The 20,000-nt window shown below is 63.7% G+C and carries 13 protein-coding genes and 1 pseudogene; 6 read left to right on the top strand and 8 right to left on the bottom strand.

Annotation, left to right across the window (positions count from 1 at the left end; genetic code table 11):
- Positions 1-76: 76 nt before the first annotated feature.
- Positions 77-2,059 carry a sensor histidine kinase gene (locus AC1DXX_RS04465; RefSeq protein ID WP_478132959.1) on the top strand — a complete coding sequence of 661 codons (1,983 nt, stop codon included), beginning with the start codon at positions 77-79 and terminating at the stop codon, positions 2,057-2,059.
- Positions 2,060-2,105: 46 nt separating this feature from the next.
- Here AC1DXX_RS04465 and AC1DXX_RS04460 read toward each other — a convergent pair whose 3' ends face one another.
- On the bottom strand, positions 2,106-2,642 hold the full coding sequence (locus tag AC1DXX_RS04460) for a helix-turn-helix transcriptional regulator (protein WP_478132958.1): 537 nt from the start codon (positions 2,640-2,642) through the stop codon (positions 2,106-2,108).
- A gap of 618 nt (positions 2,643-3,260) precedes the next feature.
- Between AC1DXX_RS04460 and AC1DXX_RS04455 the strand changes: the two genes are divergently transcribed.
- From AC1DXX_RS04455 to AC1DXX_RS04435, 5 genes and pseudogenes are all read left to right on the top strand, one after another.
- Positions 3,261-6,923 carry a DUF5801 repeats-in-toxin domain-containing protein gene (locus AC1DXX_RS04455; protein WP_478132957.1) on the top strand — a complete coding sequence of 1,221 codons (3,663 nt, stop codon included), beginning with the start codon at positions 3,261-3,263 and terminating at the stop codon, positions 6,921-6,923.
- A 90-nt stretch (positions 6,924-7,013) separates the two neighbouring features.
- Entirely contained in the window at positions 7,014-8,774 is a 1,761-nt protein-coding gene (locus AC1DXX_RS04450) for a type I secretion system permease/ATPase (RefSeq protein ID WP_478132956.1), read from the top strand.
- On the top strand, positions 8,771-10,495 hold the full coding sequence (locus tag AC1DXX_RS04445) for a type I secretion system permease/ATPase (protein ID WP_478132955.1): 1,725 nt from the start codon (positions 8,771-8,773) through the stop codon (positions 10,493-10,495). Before AC1DXX_RS04450 ends, AC1DXX_RS04445 begins: the two co-directional genes overlap by 4 nt.
- A gap of 42 nt (positions 10,496-10,537) precedes the next feature.
- Entirely contained in the window at positions 10,538-11,911 is a 1,374-nt protein-coding gene (locus tag AC1DXX_RS04440) for an HlyD family type I secretion periplasmic adaptor subunit (RefSeq protein ID WP_478132954.1), read from the top strand.
- Positions 11,908-12,483 (top strand): annotated as a pseudogene (locus AC1DXX_RS04435) (TolC family protein). The gene AC1DXX_RS04440 and the pseudogene AC1DXX_RS04435 overlap by 4 nt, the downstream one beginning before the upstream one ends.
- A gap of 85 nt (positions 12,484-12,568) precedes the next feature.
- Here the strand turns inward: AC1DXX_RS04435 and AC1DXX_RS04430 are convergent.
- The 7 genes from AC1DXX_RS04430 to AC1DXX_RS04400 all read right to left on the bottom strand — a co-directional run bounded on the left by AC1DXX_RS04430 (position 12,569) and on the right by AC1DXX_RS04400 (position 19,899).
- Complete coding sequence (locus tag AC1DXX_RS04430; protein WP_478132953.1) at positions 12,569-13,909, bottom strand: amidase; 1,341 nt, start codon at positions 13,907-13,909, stop codon at positions 12,569-12,571.
- Between the two features lie 11 nt (positions 13,910-13,920).
- Complete coding sequence (locus tag AC1DXX_RS04425) at positions 13,921-15,087, bottom strand: substrate-binding protein (RefSeq protein WP_478132952.1); 1,167 nt, start codon at positions 15,085-15,087, stop codon at positions 13,921-13,923.
- A 98-nt stretch (positions 15,088-15,185) separates the two neighbouring features.
- Positions 15,186-15,899: an ABC transporter ATP-binding protein gene (locus AC1DXX_RS04420; RefSeq protein ID WP_478132951.1), complete on the bottom strand. Its 714-nt coding sequence runs from the start codon at positions 15,897-15,899 to the stop codon at positions 15,186-15,188.
- A complete protein-coding gene (locus AC1DXX_RS04415) occupies positions 15,889-16,602 on the bottom strand; it encodes an ATP-binding cassette domain-containing protein (RefSeq protein WP_478132950.1) in 714 nt (237 codons plus the stop codon). Before AC1DXX_RS04415 ends, AC1DXX_RS04420 begins: the two co-directional genes overlap by 11 nt.
- Positions 16,599-17,636, bottom strand: a complete 1,038-nt coding sequence (locus AC1DXX_RS04410) for a branched-chain amino acid ABC transporter permease (protein ID WP_478132949.1) — start codon at positions 17,634-17,636, stop codon at positions 16,599-16,601. Before AC1DXX_RS04410 ends, AC1DXX_RS04415 begins: the two co-directional genes overlap by 4 nt.
- Positions 17,633-18,490, bottom strand: a complete 858-nt coding sequence (locus tag AC1DXX_RS04405; protein ID WP_478132948.1) for a branched-chain amino acid ABC transporter permease — start codon at positions 18,488-18,490, stop codon at positions 17,633-17,635. The genes AC1DXX_RS04410 and AC1DXX_RS04405 overlap by 4 nt, the downstream gene beginning before the upstream one ends.
- On the bottom strand, positions 18,487-19,899 hold the full coding sequence (locus tag AC1DXX_RS04400) for an amidase (RefSeq protein WP_478132947.1): 1,413 nt from the start codon (positions 19,897-19,899) through the stop codon (positions 18,487-18,489). The genes AC1DXX_RS04405 and AC1DXX_RS04400 overlap by 4 nt, the downstream gene beginning before the upstream one ends.
- Between the last annotated feature and the right edge of the window lie 101 nt (positions 19,900-20,000).

Genomic DNA, 20,000 nt, shown 5'->3' with positions numbered 1-20,000 from the left:
ATAATTGTGTCCTGATGAAAACGTCTCCCCTTGCCCAAGGCCGCCACAGCGAGAGCGAGACGTTGAACTTCATCGCATGAAGCGGAGCAGCCAGGGCTGTGGGCGGATCGGCCGTTGGATCGCAACGCTGTGGCTGGCCTTGCCGCTGGCCGCCTTGCCTTGTGCGCACGCCGGCGAACCACCGGCAGCGGATGCGGTGCCGCAGCGCGACGGCGCTGTCCACATCACCCAGGCCGAGTTGCTGTCCATTCCCGGCACGGGTTATTCCACCCCTCCGCGGCTTGCCGAGGACGCCGGGCTGCCGAGCGACGGGTGGAAGGCGGTCAGCCTCCCGCATACAGCCGGGCGCGAACTGGTACCCACGTCGTCGGGCGGTACGCAAACCGTCACCGACTGGTACCGCATCGATCTGGCCGGGCTGGCGCCATCGGCGCAGGAGCGCCTTCTCTACCTCCCGCGCTGGAAGACCCTGGGCCACATTGCGGTGTACGGCGACGGCGTCCTGCTCTACCAGTCGCATGGCAGCCCCGTGCACAACGGCTACAACCATCCGCTGTTGCTGCCCTTGAACGCGGCCGCCGATACGCTGTCCCCGGCGTCCGTGCTGATTCGCGTCGACCGCCTGCGCAGCAGCGGAAGCGGATTTTCGACCTTGTGGGTGGGCGACCAGGATTCGCTGAACTGGCGCTACCAGGTTCGCCAACTGCTGCAAGTGCAGTTGCCGTTCATGGGCAGCGCCGCGTTCCTGGCGGTTGGCGCATTCGCATTCGCGGTGTGGTTGGGGAAGAGGCGCGAATCGCTCTACTTGTTGTTCTTCGCCATCTCGGCGGCCGCCTTCTTGCGCATGCTTCACTACTACGTGAGCGGCGACTACCTCCCGGTCTCGGACGAGTGGTTCGAATGGATCACCGTGGCCTCCCTGCTCTGGCTGATCATCCTCATCCACCTGTTCCTGCAGCGCCTGCACCAGCAGCCCTCGGCCTGGCTGACCCGTTCGTCGGTGGCTTTGGCACTGGTTTGCAACGTCGCGACACTGCCTCATGTGTCGACGTCGATCGCCAGCCTCTACCTGATCACGCCCCTGCTCAACCTGACGGTGTTGCCCGTCGCGGTGCTGATTTTTGCGGTGAACCTGCGCAAGGCGCTGCGCGCACAGTTTCCCGAGGGGCGGTTGGTGGCGGGCTGGGCTGTCTTCACCGTTGCATTCACCTCCTACGACGGGCTCTTGCAAAACAACCTGGTCAGCCCCGAGAGCGTCTACACCTCTCCCTACGCCATCATCGGCCTGTTCTTCATCTTTTCGTACATCATGTTCCAGCGGTACACGGGCGCGTTCGCCGAGGTGGCCCGGCTGAACAAGGGCCTGGCCCAGCGCCTGCAAGCGCGCGAAGCCGAGCTGGAGCAAAGCTACCAGCGGCTGCGCGTGATCGAAAACGAGCAGATGCTCAGTGCCGAGCGCCGGCGCCTGATGCAGGACATGCACGACGGGCTGGGTTCGTCGCTGATCAGCGCCATCCGTTCGGTGGAGCAAGGCGCCATGAACGACGCCGAGATCTCCGGCGTGCTCAAGGGCTGCATGGACGACCTGAAGCTGGCGATCGACTCCATGGAGAGCTTGGACGCCGATTTGCTGCTGTTGCTGGCGACCTTGCGCTTTCGCCTGGCGCCGCGCATCGAGAGCGCCGGCCTCGCGCTGCGTTGGGAGGTACAGCCCGTGCCTGCGCTGTCCTGGCTGGACCCGAGCAGCGCACTGCACATTCTGCGCATCATGCAGGAATGCGTGGCCAACGTGCTGCGCCACACGCAGGCCACCACCATCTGCTTCAGGACCGCGACGGATGGCCAAGGCGTATGCGTGGTGATCGAAGACAACGGCGCGGGCTTCGCCGTGGAGGAGGCCCTGCACCGAAGTGGCCGGGGGCTGCGCAACCAGCAGCGGCGCGCACTGGCCATCGGCGGCACCGTGAGCTGGGAATCCGACAGCGCCGGAACGCGCTTCACGCTCTGGCTGCCCCTTCACCACAGGGTCGGCGCCGAAAAGACCATGAGCCGCTCTTAGGCCCGAGAGCGGCCGCGCCCGATCCGACGTCGGAGCCTGCTACGGATCAGGCGAGATGCCAGCGCCGACTGTGCTGCCCCTGCTTCGCGAACACATGCGCGAGGTGCTTCTTGACTGTGTTGACACTGATGCCGAGCCGCTCGGCGATCTGCTTGTTGGTCATGTCCCGGTACATCAGCGACAGCACCTCGTCCTCTCGTGCGGTCAGTCTGAATGCAGGCGGTATCGCACAGGACGCCGGCCGCCCGCCGGATGCCTTCGATCGCAGCACGGACAGATACAGCGCCTGCAACACCGGCCCCGGGAAACCCAAGATGCCTGCCAGTACGGCATCCAGCGATTGTGCGAACTGCTCTGCGCTCGCGGCCCACTCGACGCAGCCGCGCGCCTGGCTTCGGATCGCGGCATCCAGACCCTGCATGGAGGGCGCCTCCCAGCCGAGGAGCCAGTCGGTGGCTGGAAATCGGCGGCGCAGATCGTCCAATCTGTTGACTCTCTCCGGCGCAATCAACGCGATGTCCACCAGCAGCAAACGAGGCGCCTGCAGCCGGCAGCGGGCTTCCAGGTCAGAGATGCTGCTCATCTCCGCGTACCCGACCTGGTACATCCGCCCGGCCCGGTGCCTCGAGGCCAGCAGGCCCAGACCCAACAGCGGCGATGCGCGGCTTGGGCAGGCTGCGATGAGAACCGAAACACGGGCTTCGACCGCAGGGCACGGGACAGGAGATGGAATCTCCAGCCAAGCCGGCTGAAAACAGTCCGACGTCCGCAGCGCGGGTGTTGCGAATGGCGACGGGGGGCGAAAGCCTTGCGTGAACGACAGCGAATCTACGTTCCACGCAGGCTCCAGCCCAGCAGACGACAGTGGGACTTGTTCCATGGTTTCCCTCCGAGGCGCTCGTTTGGAGGCATCTGAGGTAATGATAAAGACCACAGAATCGTGCGAATAGGTCCGCGGCCCTCGCAAGGTATCAAAAGGTTAAGGGCATGAAGGCGGGCCGGATTTCTGGCCATGGGGGCGCACGACCGGCACGGCGCGTCATCCTTTGGGTGACAACTTTTATCCTATGGACAGGGCGCCGTCCGGCGGTTCAGCATCCCTTCTCTGCTGATATGTGAACTTGGTTGATCGCCAGCGAACGCGCCTCAATCGGGTGCACTGATTCCTATCGGCGGCATTTTTTCCAAAAAAGGAGTATCTATGCCCGCGCTCAATCTAACGCCCGGTTCGACAGTTACCCTGGACGAAACCGCCGGTTTGCAGAACCTTGCCGTGACCCCCACAGCTGCGGAAGACGCTAACGACAATGACACCGCACTGACGCCGCCGACCGTCTTCACCACCCGCCTGACCGCCCAGGGCGCGGGAACCCCAACCAAAATCGCCTTGAGTGGCTATACCGGGAGCAACACCGGCACCAACGCAATCACGCTCAGCGGGACCGGCGCTTTCACCGGTATGGCATTCACGGACGCGAACGGCGCTCCGCTCAATGGCTTCGACAGCGGCCTCAATACCGCCGATAACGAAGACATCTTCCTGTTCACCGACACGACCAACAACAACGTCGTCTACGGGAAGACTGCCGGCGGCGTCGTCGTGTTCGCGGCTTACCTGGAGGAAACGGGAACCCCGGTGACGGGCGCCAAGATCTGGATGGTCCAGTATGAAGCGATGGCGAACCCCGATGCGACCAACCCCGACGATGCAGTCAACCTGTTGAACAAGGTCTACGTCAGTGTCAGCCAGGATACGGATTTCAATCTCGAAGGTGCGCCATCGGGCAATAACCTGTTCCTGATGTTCACGAAGGCCAATCCGACGATCGTCAACGGCCGGATTTCCGACGTGACGATCATCGCGACGGGGAAGGACCCGGCGAATGAATCGACCGGAGTCAACATCAACACCGGTGACACGATCGTTAGCAGCCAGGCCGGCGGCGCGAACAACGCGACCACATTCGGCACCAACAGCCAGATGATCACCGAGCAGGAGGGCATCCGCTTCACGTTCGTGACCGGCGCCAGGGCGGACGTCACCATTCCGAACCTGGACCAGAACGAGGCCGATCTGGAGTCGAACATCGACTTCACCGGCATGTTCGGAGCGAGGACTGCCGATTTCGACATCGTGCAGTTGCAAAGCGGAAAGAGTGCCCAGGTCAAGGTCACCRCATACAGCACGGCGCTTGAGTCCGGCAACGGCTTCATCGATGGCTATGCGGGMGACACGGTGGTTTCGATCACGAGCGTGCGCGTGCTCGACTCCGTCACCGGGACGGCGCTCGAAACCTTCGCGAACGGCGCCGAGGGCGGACTGAGTTCGGCCATCGTCATCAGCATCACCAACGGCATCGCGACGATCACCGGCGTCAAGGCCGGCCAGTCGATCGAATACACGACGTCAGCGGACCACAACCGCGTACTCATCGAAAACGGGGCGGCCCTCAATGCCTCGGGCAACACCCACGCGGACTTCGACATCGGGGGTTTCAGGCTGCTGCAGGTTTCCAGCGTAACGGCAGAGGTCGGCTCGCAGATGAACTTCGAGGACGACGGGCCGAGCATCGCGCTGGCGACACCCACCGACACCGCGCTGGTCAACACGCAGGATGCCGACACCATCGGAGCCAATACGGACTCCGCCACAACGAACTTCGCGACTGCATTCGGCACGACTTCGAGCAGCTATGGCACCGATGGGGCGGGCTCCACTGGCTCGGTCTTCGCACTCGGCGTGAAAACGCAAGGTGGCGACTCTGGGCTCAAGAGCGACGGCTCGACCATCTACCTGTACCTGGTGAGCGGCAAGGTCATCGGCTCGACATCCGCCACCGAGGCCGGCGTCGCGGCGGGCAACACCATTTTCGACCTGGCCGTGAGCGCAACCGGTTCGGTGACGCTCCAGCAGTTTGCCGAAATAGACCACGCGCTTCCCGGTGTTTCGTCGAACTACGCGGCCCAGGAAGCCACGATGGCCGACGACCTGGTCACGCTCAGCGATACGGCGACGATCACCGACCAGGATGGCGACACCGCGAGCGATTCCAAGGTGCTCAACATCGGCGCCAACATCAGGTTCGACGACGATGGCCCGTCGGTCGTGCTGGCAACGCCCACCGACACGGCGCTGGTCAATACCCAGGACGCCCAGACCATCGCAGCAGCCACCGACTCCGCCGCCCAGGACTTCTCGACCGCCTTCGGCGTGACTTCGAGCAGCTACGGCGCCGATGGAGCGGGTTCCACCGCCTCGACCTTCGCGCTCGGCCTGTCCACGCCGGGCGGAGCTTCAGGGCTCACGAGCGATGGCGCGGTCATCAGGCTGTACCTGGTGGGCGGGAATGTCGTCGGATCGACGGCCGCTACCGCGGGCGCCATCACGGCGGGCAACACCATCTTCGACCTGGCCGTGAGCGCGACCGGTTCGGTGACCTTGCAGCAGTTTGCGGAAATCGATCACGCGCTGCCGGGCGTGGGGTCCAACTACGCGGCCCAGCAGGCCACGATGCTCGACACCTTGATCACCCTCACCAATACAGTGACGCTCACCGATGGGGATGGCGATACGGCGAGCGATTCGAAGGTGCTCAACATCGGCGCCAACATCAAGTTCGACGACCACGGCCCGACGGTGACCGCGATTTCCGACCTCACGGGAGCGAACGACGCCCAGCCCATTGCCGGAACCTACAACTTCTCCGTGGGCGCCGACGACGTGGACAACGCGTCGACCGACGGCATCGTGCTGAACAGCCTGACCGGCACGACCGGCGGCGGGCGGCCCATCACCGATGCAGCCGTCTCGCACTTCGCCGAAGACGCCACCACGGTCACCTACAACTTCAGCTTCAACTACTTCCCGGGGCCGACGTCGACGACGACGCAGGCGGCAACCGGCACGGTCGTCTTCAACAAGACGGACGGTACTTTCACCTTCGATCTGGATCAGGTCTTCGGTGGACAAACGACGTTCTCCACGAGTGCGCCGTTGGCCTCCTTCAACTACGACACGGAAGGCAACAACTCGCCGGAGATCGTGGTCCAGCAGTACAGCAGCGACTTCTTCGGCGTGCTGTCCGCCAGGACCGCCACGCCTCCAAGCGACTCCAGCGATCTGGTGTCGGGCAACGATCACGCGTTCACGGTGGGCGAAACCTTCAACAGCGTGAGTGCCGGTTTTGTCAATGTCGCGACCAACACCCTTGGCGTGAACTCCGACACCGTCCAGAACGGCGAGTTGCTGAACTTCGACTTTTACAGGTCGAACCCGGTGAGCAACCCCGACCTGACGAGTCCGCCGCAGCGGCCCAACGCGACCGTCGTCGGTACGGACAAGGCCTACGCCGACGCGATCAACATCACGATCGATCAGATCACGGACGGCGAAGACGTGGCCATCCTGCTGAAGTTGGTCAATACGTCGACCAACGCCACCACGACCCGGCTGCTGATCGCCAACTCTGCGGCGGACTATCAATCGGCCGGAGGAGGCATGAAGATCGTCAGCATCGGCGAGGACGACTACGACAGCGCCAACTTCCAGATAGCGGGCGTGCAGGTTCTGAGCAGCACCGAAGACCTCACCGGCACGGGCATCAGCCTGAGTACCCACAACACGGTGAACCTGACCGCGACCGGCTCGAACTATGCCGATACGGCGGACAACGATGTGTTCAAGATCATAAAGATCGATGTGATCACATCAACGACCATCAACTCGGATGTGGACCTGAACTTTGCAGGCCAACTGATCGACGGCGATGCCGACTTTGCGAACTTCGACTTCGATGTCCACCTGGAGATCGATGGCGTGGCCAACCTGATAGGCACAACCCAGCAAACGGAAGCGATCGCGTAACGAGCTCTGGAGCAAGGGGGCCGCAGAAATGCGGCCCCCTTCTCACTTGGCCTGTGCTCAGGCGTATGGATGTCGAACCTGCGAGGTGGTATGAAGCCCCAGGAAAAGTCTGGCGAATTGCGGCAGGCGGTGACAACGCTCCACCCTTACTTCGTGCGGGCCGCCTGGTTCAGTGTGTGCTCGGGCCTTTTGCTGCTGGCTCCGAGCGCGTACATGCTCGAGGTGTATGGACGCGTCGTGAACAGCCGCAGTACGCTCACGCTGGCCATGCTGACGTTGCTGGTCCTGGCCGCCTACTGCCTGATGGAAGTGCTCGACTGGGCACGCGCGGAGGTGATGTACCGGGCCGGGCAGAAGCTCGATCAGAAGCTGCGGGACCGCGTGTTCGTCGCCATCTTCGAAGCCGGTCTCAAGCGCTTGCCGGGCGGCACCGTGCAGCCGCTCAACGACCTTCGGACCCTGCGGGAATTCCTGTATTCACCGCCGTTGCTGGCGCTGATGGAAGCGCCGGTTGCGCTGGTCTTCATGGGGCTGATGTTTGCCATCAGCCCCGTGCTGGGCTGGTCGGCCGTGGTGGGCTCGCTGCTGCAGGTGTTCGTGGGCTGGCTCAACGACCGGAGCACGCGGCCGCCGTTGGTGTCGGCCAATCGATGCGCGATCGAGGCGCAGCAGTATGCGGACGCCGCGCTCCGAAACTCGCAGGTCATCGAGTCGATGGGCATGCTGCGGGACGTCCATCGCCGCTGGATGAGCAAGCGGCGCGACTTCCTGCAACGCGAGGCCTTGGCCTCGGACAACGCCGGGGCCTACCAGGCCGTCAGCAAGTTCATGCAGGTCACCATGGGTTCCCTGCTGCTCGGCCTCGGTGCCTGGCTGCTGCTGAAGAACCAGCTCAACGGCGACGCCGGAATGATGGTGGTCGGCTCGATCCTGGGCGGCCGGGCCTTGGCACCGCTGGTGCTGCTGGCGGCGCAGTGGCGCATGGTGGTCCACGCGGGCGACGCATGGCAGCGGCTGGGCAGCCTGTTGAGCGCCATCGCGCCGCGGCCGGAGACGATGCCCTTGCCGCCGCCCAAAGGCGCGCTGCAAGTCGAAAGCCTTGTTGCAGGCGCTCCGGGCAACGGCTCGGCCATCCTGAAGAACATCGCATTCAGCCTTTTGCCTGGCGAGGTACTCGCCGTCGTGGGTCCCTCTGCCGCGGGGAAGACGACCCTGGCACGCCTCATCGTCGGCCTTTGGCCGGCGACGAGCGGCAAGGTGCGGCTGGACGGCGCGGATGTGTTCGCGTGGGACAAGACCGAGCTCGGCCCGCATATCGGCTATCTGCCCCAGGACGTGGATCTGCTCGAAGGCACCTTGGCCGAGAACATTGCGCGCTTCGGGGAGGTGCGGCCTTCGAAGGTCAAGGAGGCCGCGTTGGCCGTCGACCTGCATGCCTACATCACGAGCCTTCCGCTGGGCTACGACAGCCCCGTCGGGCCCGAAGGCACGGTGCTGTCGGGTGGGCAGCGGCAGCGGGTTGCATTGGCGCGCGCGATCTACGGCGAGCCCGCGCTGGTGGTGCTCGATGAGCCGAATTCGAGCCTCGACGACGCCGGTGACGCCGCATTGACGGCCGCCATTCTGAAACTCAAGGCGCGCGGTACCACGCTCGTCGTCATGACGCACCGCACCAGTGTGCTGGCCGTGGCCGACAAGATGCTGGTGCTGTGCGATGGCGCGATGCAGGGGTTCGGCGCACGCGACGAAGTATTGGCCGCACTGCGGCAAGCCGGTGAGCAGGCGATGGAGCGCGTGCGCAAGGCGGCAAACGCCGCGAGCGTCGCGCCAGAGGCGAGCCCACAGCCATGAACAAACCATCGTTCTTCAGCCGCAGCGAACTGGCGCGCGCTCTTTGGGGGTTCCGAAGGGAGTTCCTGCTGGTCGGATCGCTGAGCTTCCTGGCCAACATGCTCATGCTCGCGCCGACCCTCTACATGCTGCAGATATTCGATCGCGTGCTGTCCAGCCAAAGCGAACTGACCTTGCTCGCGCTGTCCTTGATCACGCTGCTCCTGTTCGTGGCGCTGGCCCTGTCGGAATGGCTGCGCTCGCGCCTGCTGGTGCGGGCCAGCCTGCGTTTCGACCGGCAACTGAGCACCCGGGTGTTCAACGGAAGCTTCCAGGCCTATCTCGGCCAGCCGGCGTCCAACAAGTCCAGGCCCTTCGCAGACCTCAACCAGATCCGCCAGTTTCTCACCGGCCCGGGCGTCTTTGCGCTCTTCGACGCGCCTTGGACGCCGATCTACATCGCGGTGATCTTCTTTCTTCATCCCTGGCTCGGGGTCCTCGCGCTGGGGTTCGCGCTGGTCCAGGCGGCACTGGCGTGGTTCGGCCAGAGGCAGACCGTTGCGCCGGCGGAAGAGGTCCTGAAAGCCGCGGGCGAGACGATCGGCGACCTGCAGGGCAAGCTTCGAAACATCGAGGTGCTCGAATCGATGGGCATGATCGCCAATCTGCAAAAGCGCTGGAATCGCCAGCACGCGGCCTCCATGGACAAGGGCGCCTTGGCGCAGGGCTTCATCAACCGCGTTGCCGGCTGGAGCAAATTCATACGCTACAGCCAACAGTCGCTCGCATTGGGGGCAGGCGCGCTGCTGGTGATCGACGGCCAGCTGTCGGCAGGCGCCATGATTGCGGCGAACGTGCTGATGAGCCGCGCACTGGCGCCCATCGACCAGCTGGTCGGCACGTGGCGTGGCTTTGTCTCCTGCCGCAGCGCATTCCAGCGGCTCGAAAGACTGCTGGACGAATTCCCCGAACAGGACCATGTTCCTTCCCGGGCCGGACCGACCGGCACCATCGGCTTGCAAGGTGTCTCTGCAGGGGCCGCGGGGCGAACGACACCGATCCTCAAGAATATTTCGTTTGCGGTTCCCGCAGGAACCGTGGTCGCGGTGCTGGGCCCTTCGGGCTCGGGCAAGTCGACGCTGGCAAAGGTGATGGTGGGCATCTGGAGCGCATCTTCCGGCACGGTGCTGCTCGACGGGGTGCCGATCGGTGGCTGGAATCGTCTGGAGCTGGGGCCGCATATCGGCTATCTGCCGCAGGACGTGGAGTTGTTCGGCGGCACCATTGCCGAAAACATCGCGCGGCTCGGCGAGATCGACTCGCGCAAGGTCATCGAGGCCGCAAGCAGCGCCGGCATGCACGAGACGATCCTGCGCTTTCCGAAAGGCTACGACACCCTCATCGGGGACGCAGGCAAGCTGCTTTCCGGCGGGCAAAGGCAACGCATCGGACTCGCGCGTGCGATCTATGGCGACCCTTCGCTCATTGTCCTGGATGAGCCGAATGCCAATTTGGACGATGCCGGGGAGGCAGCACTGGTGCGAGCCATACGGGAACTGAAGGCCAAGGGAAAAACGGTGTTCCTGGTGACGCACCGCCAAGGCGCGGTTTCCGTGGCCGACCGCCTCATGGTCCTGAGCGATGGCGTACTGGCCGCGGACGGGCCGCGCGATGCCGTGCTCGCGTCTTCTCGTCGCCCGCAGCCTGCCGTGCGAACAGCGGCCCTGGTGCAGTCGGCTTGAGGCGGCGCAGCCCTGTCATCGATCCATCTTCCGGAGCTCCAAATGGCCAGACCGAATCTTCTCAGGGACGTCACTTCCAGCCCCTTGCCGGTCGGGGACAGCGACCCGTCGCAGGATGATGCACATGACCTCAGGAACGAGTTCGGCCGCGCAGGGCGCATCGGCGCGTGGGCACTGGCGGCTGGATTCGGCGGGTTTCTGCTGTGGGCTGCGTTTGCTCCGCTGGACGAGGGCGTGCCGAGCCAGGGGCAGGTGGCCATCGACACCAAGCGCAAGGCTGTCCAGCACCAGATCGGCGGCATCCTCAAGGAGGTGCGGGTCGGCGAGGGCGATCAGGTCCAGGAGGGCCAGTTGCTGTTCAAACTCGACGACGCCGCGGCGAGGGCGAGCTTCGAGACGGTGCGGCAGCGCTACCTGGGCTTTCGTGCCATACAGAGTCGGCTGCTGGCGGAACAGGCGGATCAGAACACCATCGACTTTCATCCGGACTTGCAGACGGCTGCCTCGGATCCGCTGATCCGGCAACAGATGTTCAACCAGGAGCACCTGCTCAGGTCTCGCCGCGCCGCCTTGCGCGCCGATCTGCAATCGATCGAAGAGAACATCCAGGGCCTGCAAGAGTTGTCTCAAGCTTATTCAAGCATGTTGGGCAGCCGCCGAACCCAGCTGTCGCTTCTCAACGAAGAACTGACCCAGACGCGCAAGATGGTCGGCGAAGGGTTTGCCCCGCGCAATCGCCAGCTGGAGATGGAACGCCAGGTTGCGGAATCGAACACCTCCATTGCCGAACTCATCGGCAACATGGGCCGGGCCCGGCGGTCGGTCGCGGAGCTTCGCCAGCGTGCCATTGCCCGGCAGCAGGAGTACCACAAGGAGGTGGAGACTCAGCAGGCCGAAGTCAGCCGCGAAGTGCTTGGAGATTTCGAGAAGTTCGTCGCCTTGCGCGATGAACTGGGCCGGACCGAGATCCGCTCGCCCGCTTCGGGCCAGGTGGTGGCACTGGTGGCGCAGACCGTTGGCGGCGTGATCTCGCCGGGGCAAAAACTGATGGACGTGGTTCCTGCCAACGAGCCCTTGCTGCTCGAGACCAGAGTGCCGCCCCACTTGATCGACCGCGTCCGCGCCGGCATACCGGTGGATGTGCGCTTCTCGAACTTTGCCCATTCTCCGCAGCTCGTGGTGCAGGGCAAGCTGGTTTCGGTCTCCGGTGACTTGCTGGTCGACCCGCAGACCAACGCGAGCTACTACCTTGCGCGGGTGGCCGTGACGCAAGAGGGCCTGAAGAAGCTCGGCAAGCGCTCGCTGCAGCCGGGCATGCCGGTCGAGGTGGTCTTCAAGACAGGGGAGCGCTCGCTGCTCGTCTACCTTTTGCATCCGCTCACCAAGCGCATCGCCGCCTCGATGACGGAAGAATGAAGGTGAAGAAAAACCAGTTGGCATTCGCTGCTGCCGCCGGCCTTCTCTCCGGGCAGGCCTGGTCGCTCGACCTGTCGCAGGCCTATGGGGAAGCACTGGAACAAGACTCGACGATCCGGGCGGTGCGGGCAGCCACCGACGCCCGGCGCGAGCGCCTGCCGCAGGCCCGCGCGCAACTGCTTCCCAACGTGTCGGCGAGTGTCTCGCGCTATCGGAACTGGCTGGAAAGAACTTCGCCGGATGCCTCGGGGCAACTCGTCACCTCCAACCTGCACTACACCAGCAGCAACGAGGCGCTGACCTTGAGGCAACCCATCTTCCGCATGTACTAGGCCCTTGAACAAGCGGTGCGTTCCGCAGAGCAGGTCGTCATCTCGAATCGCCGCTCGTTCGAGGCCGGCAGCCGCACCTTGCCGGACGTGCTGAATGCGGAACAACAGAAAGTCTCCGCCCAGCGTGATCTGGCGCAGGCTCGTTTTGTCTACCTGATGTCGCGGATACGGTTGCAGGCACTCGCGGGCGGCGCCAAGGCCGAAGTCATCGACGAGATCAACGGCTGGCTCGCGCGCTGACGGGGCGGCGATCTGGACCCACAGGCCGAAGGCGATTCAGTCCCAGGCGAGTCGGCCAGAATGCTTTGCTCACCGTTTTCGCCCGCTATATCGCTTGCTCCAGGAGGCGCCCGACTGCTTCGAGGAGCGATCGTTCAGTGCCCCAACGTCCGACCCACTGCACCCCGTGGAATGAGTCTGTCGCTGCGCCGGGTGCTGGCGTCGCAAGGACGGGGTGACCCGTGTGGTTGAACAGGCTCGTGAACAAAACAAGAGACAGGGTGAACCCCAACGACCGTCCCCCGATCTGGAAAGACTCAGCCTTCACCTCTGGCTGGTGAACGGGCAGCGTCGGGACGACCAGAATGTCCACGTTGTCCAGAGCTTCATCGACCTGACTCCTCAAGCCCCTCCGAATCGCCTCTGCGCGATCCAGCTCTTCGCGGCTCAACGACCGACCTGCTCGAAACGCCTCCTGCGCCTCGGCAGGAAACATGTCCGGGGCGTAGCCGAACTCCTCAAGATGAAGCTTGCACGCCTCGTGACAGAAATGCGTGACGTGCACGTGGATAACGTCCTCCAGCCGCGGAAGGCGGATCGGGATGAGCTGGCACCCTTCTTGAGCCAGTTGGCGCAGCGTACGCTCGAACTCGCGTTGAACATCGGGTTGCGCCCAGGCGAGCCATTCTGGGCACCATCCGACCCGAAGCGAAATTGCACCGTTCGCAGGCTGCTGCGGTGCTCCACCAGTCGCCAAGGCGTTCCAGACGATTGCGAGGTCAGCCACCGTTCGCGCCATTGGCCCCACATGATCGAGATCCCGAACCAAGGGATGCACGCCATCGTTGCGCCAGGCACCCATCGTAGGCTTCAGGCCTGCGGTGCCACAACATGCACTCGGAATGCGGATCGACCCACCGGTGTCGGTGCCCAATGCTGCGAACGCGAATCCGGCCGCGAGAGCGGCCGCGGAGCCACCACTGGACCCCCCAACCGTCAGCGCCGGATTCTTGGGGTGCTTCACGTACTCAGTCCGAACTCCAAAGGCACCCGGATCGCTAACGGTAGTGCCCAGAACGATTGCGCCCGCGCTTCGCAATTTCTTGACAATCCAAGCGTCCTGGTCAGGGACGCGCGAGGCAAGGAATTCCAGCCCGGCAGAAACCGGTCCTGGCAGAACGTCGATGTTCTCCTTGACCAGGAACGGAATTCCAGCGAGCGCGCCCATCGGCTGCCCTTGCGCGCGAAGGTGGTCTACTTCGGCTGCGTCGGCTCGGGCCCGCGCATCGAACGGTGTACGCACCGCCCGAATCCGGCCGTTCTCTCGCCGAATGTGCTCCAGCATCGCTTCACACAGCGCTACTGAAGTGATGGCCCTTGTCTGCAACATTCGTTGTGCCTCCGCCAGGCTGTCAGGCGGGGCCGCTCCAAATCCGGGCGTGCTCATCTTGCGACAGTTCAAGCGAGGCTGCAGCCCGGCACACCGGGTTCGATCTGGCCGAAGTTCTGGACGATTTCCCAGCTGCCGTCAGGCCGGCCGCGCGCCAGAAGGCTGTTGGATTTCATGACGTTGTTCGCGGCGAACGACACCTTGCCTTGCGGCGCGTCGAACTCCACGCTCCTCAGCGCGGGGAGGACCTTGGCCTGATCGGTCGTGCCCGCCTTCTTTACCGCCAGCGCGTACAGGTGCACGGCGTTGTACGTCGCTTCACCGATCGCGTTCACGGGCGCCTTGGCGCCAAACTTCGCCTGGTACGCCTTGACGAACGCCAAGTTCCTCGGGTTGTCGAGCGACATGAAATACGACTGGTTGGAGATCGCGCCCGCCGTCAATTCCGGGTGCGCACTCGAAATGACGTCGTCCAGGCCTTGGTGCACGAGTTGTTGCTTCATGCCGAAACTCTTGAATTGCTTGAGTGCAGTGATGGCGTCGGAGCCTGCAACCATGAGCCACACGATGTCTGGTTTCGCGGCGTTGGCCCGGTTGAGGACCGGGGCGAAGTCCTGCGTGCCGAAGGGAACGAACTCCGCTCCCAGGAGCTTGCCACCGAGCTGCTTGAACGCAGCGTCCACGGCCTCGGTGGATTTCTTGGGCCAGATGTAGTCCGATCCGATCACATACACCGACTTCCCTACGTTGCTGGTCAGCCAGCGGGCGGTCGGAACGATTTGCTGGTTCGGGATTTGTCCGGTCGAGAAAAAATGGGGTTCGCACACCCCTCCTTCGTAGTAGGTCGTGTAGATCAAGGGCATCTTTGCCGGGCCGGTGACACTGCGCGCCGCGACGTGCGTCAACGAGGCGAGCAACCCGATGATCACGTCGACCTTGTCCGAGGTGATCAGCTTGCGGGACTTGTCGATGGCGCCGCGGGTGGTAGTCTGGTCATCTTCCACGACGAACTCGATTTTCCGACCGGCGATGCCGCCGGCGGCATTGACCTCGTCAACAGCGAGCTTGAAGCAGTTGAGCTGCGTTTCCCCCAAGATGGATTCAAGGCCGGTCATCCCGCTAAGGAAGCCAATCTTCACAGGACGGTTTGTCTGCGACAGGGCCGGAAGGGCCCCTGCCGCCATTGCGCCGGCCGCGGTGATGCGCAGGACGTCGCGCCGATTCAAAGTGATCATCAGAAATTCCTCCAAAGAGTGGATTACGGCGATTTGGGACGAGGCCCGCCACATGCCTTGAAACATTCAACGGAAAGGCCTGCGCACATGCCCGGCCCTCAGATCGCCAAGTGGCGCGCGAGAAGCTGGGCGTCTTCGAACGCGCTCGGCGGCGCCTCGAAGGTGACCGCGCCTTTGGCGAGCACCACACAGCGATCGGCTGCACCCAACCCCAGGCTCAGGTTCTGCTCGACGACGATCACGGCCAGCCCCCGGTCATGCGCGAGGGACTTCAGCAGCTCGGTGAGCGATTGCACGATGTTTGGCTGGATTCCCTCTGCCGGCTCGTCGAGCAGCAACACGCCCGGCTCGCCCGCCAGCGCACGCCCAATGGCGAGTTGCTGCTGCTGGCCGCCTGACAAGGCGCCGGCTGGCTTGCCCAGCATCTCGGCCAGGACCGGGAAATGACTGAACACGAGGTCCGGCACTCTCGCGCCGGCCGTGGCCTTGGCGCGCGTGCCGAGCGTCAGGTTTTCCAGGACAGTCAGGCCTGGAAAGATCCCTCGCCCCTGAGGCACGTAGGCCAGGCCGGACTTGGCGATCCGGTGACTGGGCGACGACCCGATCTCTCGCCCATTCAGAAGAATGGACCCGGCCGTCAGGCCGAGATGGCCGGCCACTGCCTTGAGCAAGGTCGTCTTCCCTGCACCATTCCGCCCGAGAATGGTGAGCACCTCGCCGCGGCGGGCCTCCAGGTCGATGCCACTCAGGACCGGCAGGGCTTTGTATCCTGCCCGTACGCCGGACAGCTTCAATGCGACATCAGCGTCCAAGGTAAACCTCCTTGACCAAAGGGTCAGCCGCTATTTCGTCGAACGGTCCTTCCGCGATCACCCTGCCTTGGTGCATCGCGATGGTTCGGGCGGCGAGGTCGCGCACGAACTGGATGTCATGCTCGATCGCCAGCACGGCCAGTTCTCCGGCCAGGCTGCGGACGAGGCGTGCGGTGCTGGCAGTCTCATCCGGCGTCATACCCGCCGTCGGCTCGTCCAGCAACAGGAGCTTGGGCCCAGTTGCCAACGCCATCCCGATTTCCAGCCATTGCTTTTGCCCGTGGGCGAGTTCACCCGCCAAGCGGTCTCGAACCTCTTCGAGTTCGATCCGCCGCAACAACTCGGCGGGCTCCATGCGCGCCCGTGTCGATGCGCGTGCGGCCGCCCCACGTGCCGCCAGTTCGAGGTTCTCCGCAACGGTCAAGGTCTCGAAAACGCTCGGCACCTGGAATTTGCGGGCGATCCCTCGCCTGGCCACTTGCGCCTTGCGCAAACCCAGGATGGACGCGCCCTCGAAAACGATGTCCCCCCGGCTGGGCGCCAGGACACCGCACAGCATGTTCAACAGGGTGCTCTTGCCGGCACCGTTCGGTCCGATGATGCATGCCACTTCCCCCGGTGCGACCTTCAGGTCCACGGCCTGAACGGCCATGACGCCGCCGAAAGCGCGGCCCAGCGCCTTGACTTCGAGCAGCGCGCTCATCGTTCGGTCCCTCCGGCGCGGGAATCGACAGCCGGGCTTGTCGCATCCGGTGGCGCCCCCTGGGGCCTGTGCCGCCGGAACAGGCCGGCGGCCTTTCGCAGCCATGGCTCCAGCCCCTGCGGCAGCGCGAAGACAAGCACGATGAAGAACAGTCCCATGAACAGCGGCCAGAGCGTCTGGTTGACGGACGAAACCCATCGCTGAACCTGCCAGACGACGATGGTTCCCAGGATCGCGCCCAGAAAGCCGCCCCGCCCGCCGGTGGCCACCCAGAGGATGACCTCGGTAGATAGCAAGAGGCCGATGAGGTCGGGCGACACGAAGCCATTCATTGCCACGTAGATCGCGCCCGCCATCCCTGCGATGAGCGCCGAGCCGGTGAACAGCGCGATCAGGTGCCCCGCGGTTGCGTAGCCCAGGGTCTGGGCCTTTATCTCGGACGCCTCTATGGCCATGAACAACCTGCCTCGCGCACCCGAAAAGACACGCCGCAACAGCAACACCACCGCGAGCAACAGGCCTAGCGCCGCATAGAACTGCACCATGGGATCGGTCAGCTGCCACGATCCCACCCCCAGCGGTGGGACGCCAATCAACCCCGAGTCGCCGCCGGTGACTGTGGACCAACCCACCGCGATTTGCTGCGCGACCAGCGATGTCGTGAGGGTGACGACAGTGAAGTACTCACCGCGAACGCCACCGCCCAACAGGAAGTAAGCCAGGGCCAGGGCCACCGCGCCGGCCAGGAGAACGCCCGCGAGCAGGCCTGCCCATGCGGGCCAGCCATAGGTGACGGTCGTGATGGCCATTCCGTAAGCCCCGAGGCCAAAGAACGCGGCGTGGCCGAACGACAGGATGCCGCTGCGTCCCCAGAACAGGTCTAGCGCGACAGCGAACAAGGCAAGAAGCAGCACGTCCCGCAGGGAAGCGGAATCGACATCCAACCACGGCCAAGCAGCGAGTCCAACGAACAGGATGGCGGCCAACATCCACCAGCCGCGGTCCGATCTTGCGGAAATGAAGCGTGTGTTCATGCCCGCCTCCCGCGGATCAGGCCGGTGGGTCGATAGCGAAGCAGGACGACGGCAAGCACCAACACCAGCGCCTGTGCAATTGCTGGGGAAAGCTCATAGGTCAGCACGGTTTCGAGACCGCCGATGAGGGTGCTGCCGGCCGCCACGCCGGCGACATTGCCAGACCCACCCACGATCACCACCAGGAAAGATCGCGCGAGATAGTTGATCCCCATCTGCGGTACGACGACCGTCAGCGGGGCGAGCATGACGCCAGCTATGGCTGCAAGCGCGGCCCCCAACCCAAATGCGTGAAGCGACACACGTCCCGTGTCTACCCCAAGAGATTCGGCCATCGGCCGGTTTTGCATGATGGCTCTCATGTCGAGTCCAAGAGCCGTCCTGTAGAAGAACGCGAGGCAGAGAACCAGCACCCCCGCGGCCATGCCTATCAGGAGGAGCCGATACCCGGGATAGCTCGCTCCCAGAATGGAAACAGCACCATCGAACGGTGATGTGACGGGTCTCGGCGCTGCACCGAAGGCGATTTGAATAAGTTGCCGAATAACCAGGCTCAGGCCCCAGGTTGCAAGAATGGTGGCCACCGCGTCGCGCTTGAGGTGCCTGACAAGACACCATTCGATGACCACGCCCACCCCATAGCCAACAACTGGCGCCACCAGCAGCGCCCACCAGAATCCGAACCCGAGCGCATTGATGAGTGCAAGGCAGTACGCACCTAGCGCAACAAATTCGCCATGGGCCATGTTGATGACGTTGAGCAAGCCATAGACAACGGCAAGCCCCAACGCGACAAGCATGAGAATGCTGATGAGCGTGAGCGCATTCAGGAGGGTGACTATCAGCTCGCTCATGGTGTGAATCGGATGAGCCGCTCCATGGCTGCAGCCACATTCAGGACCTGCTGATCCGCGCCGCGAGCGCCGATGATTTGCAGTCCGCACGGTCCGCCGCTCTCGGTCAGCCCCATCGGAATGACGCAGGCGGGCTGCTGGCCAAGATTGATCGGGTAAGTGAAGCCTGCCCACTCCGTGGACCACTYGCAGGAGCTCCATTCAGGCACATCCGTTCCAGTTGCAAATGGTTCGATGCTTACGGCGGGAGAGATGATCACGTCGCACCCCTGCAACGCCTCTTCGATGGATGCGCCAAGGAGAGCACGCTGTGTCTGTGCCTCGACGAGCTGCACTGCGGTCAGGCGGGAGCCTTCCTTGTAGACCTCGACCAGCCCGGGATCGACGGTAGAGCGCTGTTGTTCGGTCATCTGGCGGAGCCTGCAAGCAGCACCGGAGAACCAGTGCCGATGGAACACTTCAATCCAATCACCGGGCGGCAGGCTGTACTCCCCTGTCTGGACACCAGCTCCGGAGAGGACGGAGATGGTTTTCTCGAACACCCTTTGAACGGACGCAGCCAATGGTCCGCTGGCAGGTTGCCGCCACGCCAAGACCTTCATGCCGTCGATTGACACGATGTCTGTTGTCCCTCGGACAGGATCGAGTGCGCCGGCACCCTGTGGCCAATCGCGAGAATCGGGGCCACTCATCGCAAGCAGCATGGCGGCGAGGTCGTTCGTGTGGCGCGCGATCGGACCAAGATGCGCAACCGTTCCAAAAACGCTGAGCGGGTATGCCGGCACTCGGCCGAAGGTGGGCTTGAGACCGCAAACGCCAGAGAATGCGGCCGGAATGCGAATCGAGCCACCGCCGTCTGTAGCAACATGAAAAACACCAGCGCCAGTCGCGGCAGCGACAGCGGCGCCTCCCGACGATCCGCCTGGAGTCAACGCGGGGTTCCAGGGATTTAGCGTGGTTCCGAATCTCGCACTCTCGGTCACCGCTTTCCATCCAAACTCCGGTGTTGTCGTCTGACCGAGGAAAACCGAACCGGCTCGCCGCATACGCTCGACCGAGGGAGCATCCATCGCACACGAATCGATCTGGACCGCGCTGCTGCCGAAGTGAAGGGGCCACTCTTTCACCCATACGGTGTCCTTCACCGTGGCCGGCACGCCATCGACGGATGATGCAGGCTTGCCCTTCCGCCAGCGTTCTTCCGATTCCCGAGCTTGCTCGAGCGCCCGCTCTTCGTCGATGAAGGTGAAGGCGTTCAAGACTGCATCGACTTTCTGCGCTCTTTCGAGGCAGGCCTCTGCCACTTCCACAGGCGAGAGCGCCCGACTCCGATAGGCCTCGGAAAGCTCGCTTGCGCCCAGCCGACAGAGCTCGGGTGCGTGTGGCCACAGCCAGCTAGAAACTTCCATCGCTATTTGTCTCCGATTGATTTCGATGAAATGTAGACAGGCCTCGGAAAAACTACAACTTAATGTATAAATGAGATCTTGTTTCTCGCATTTTTGTATTA

The organism is Variovorax sp. P4_B10 (assembly GCF_056402375.1).
This window is presented reverse-complemented; position numbering and strand designations above follow the sequence as displayed.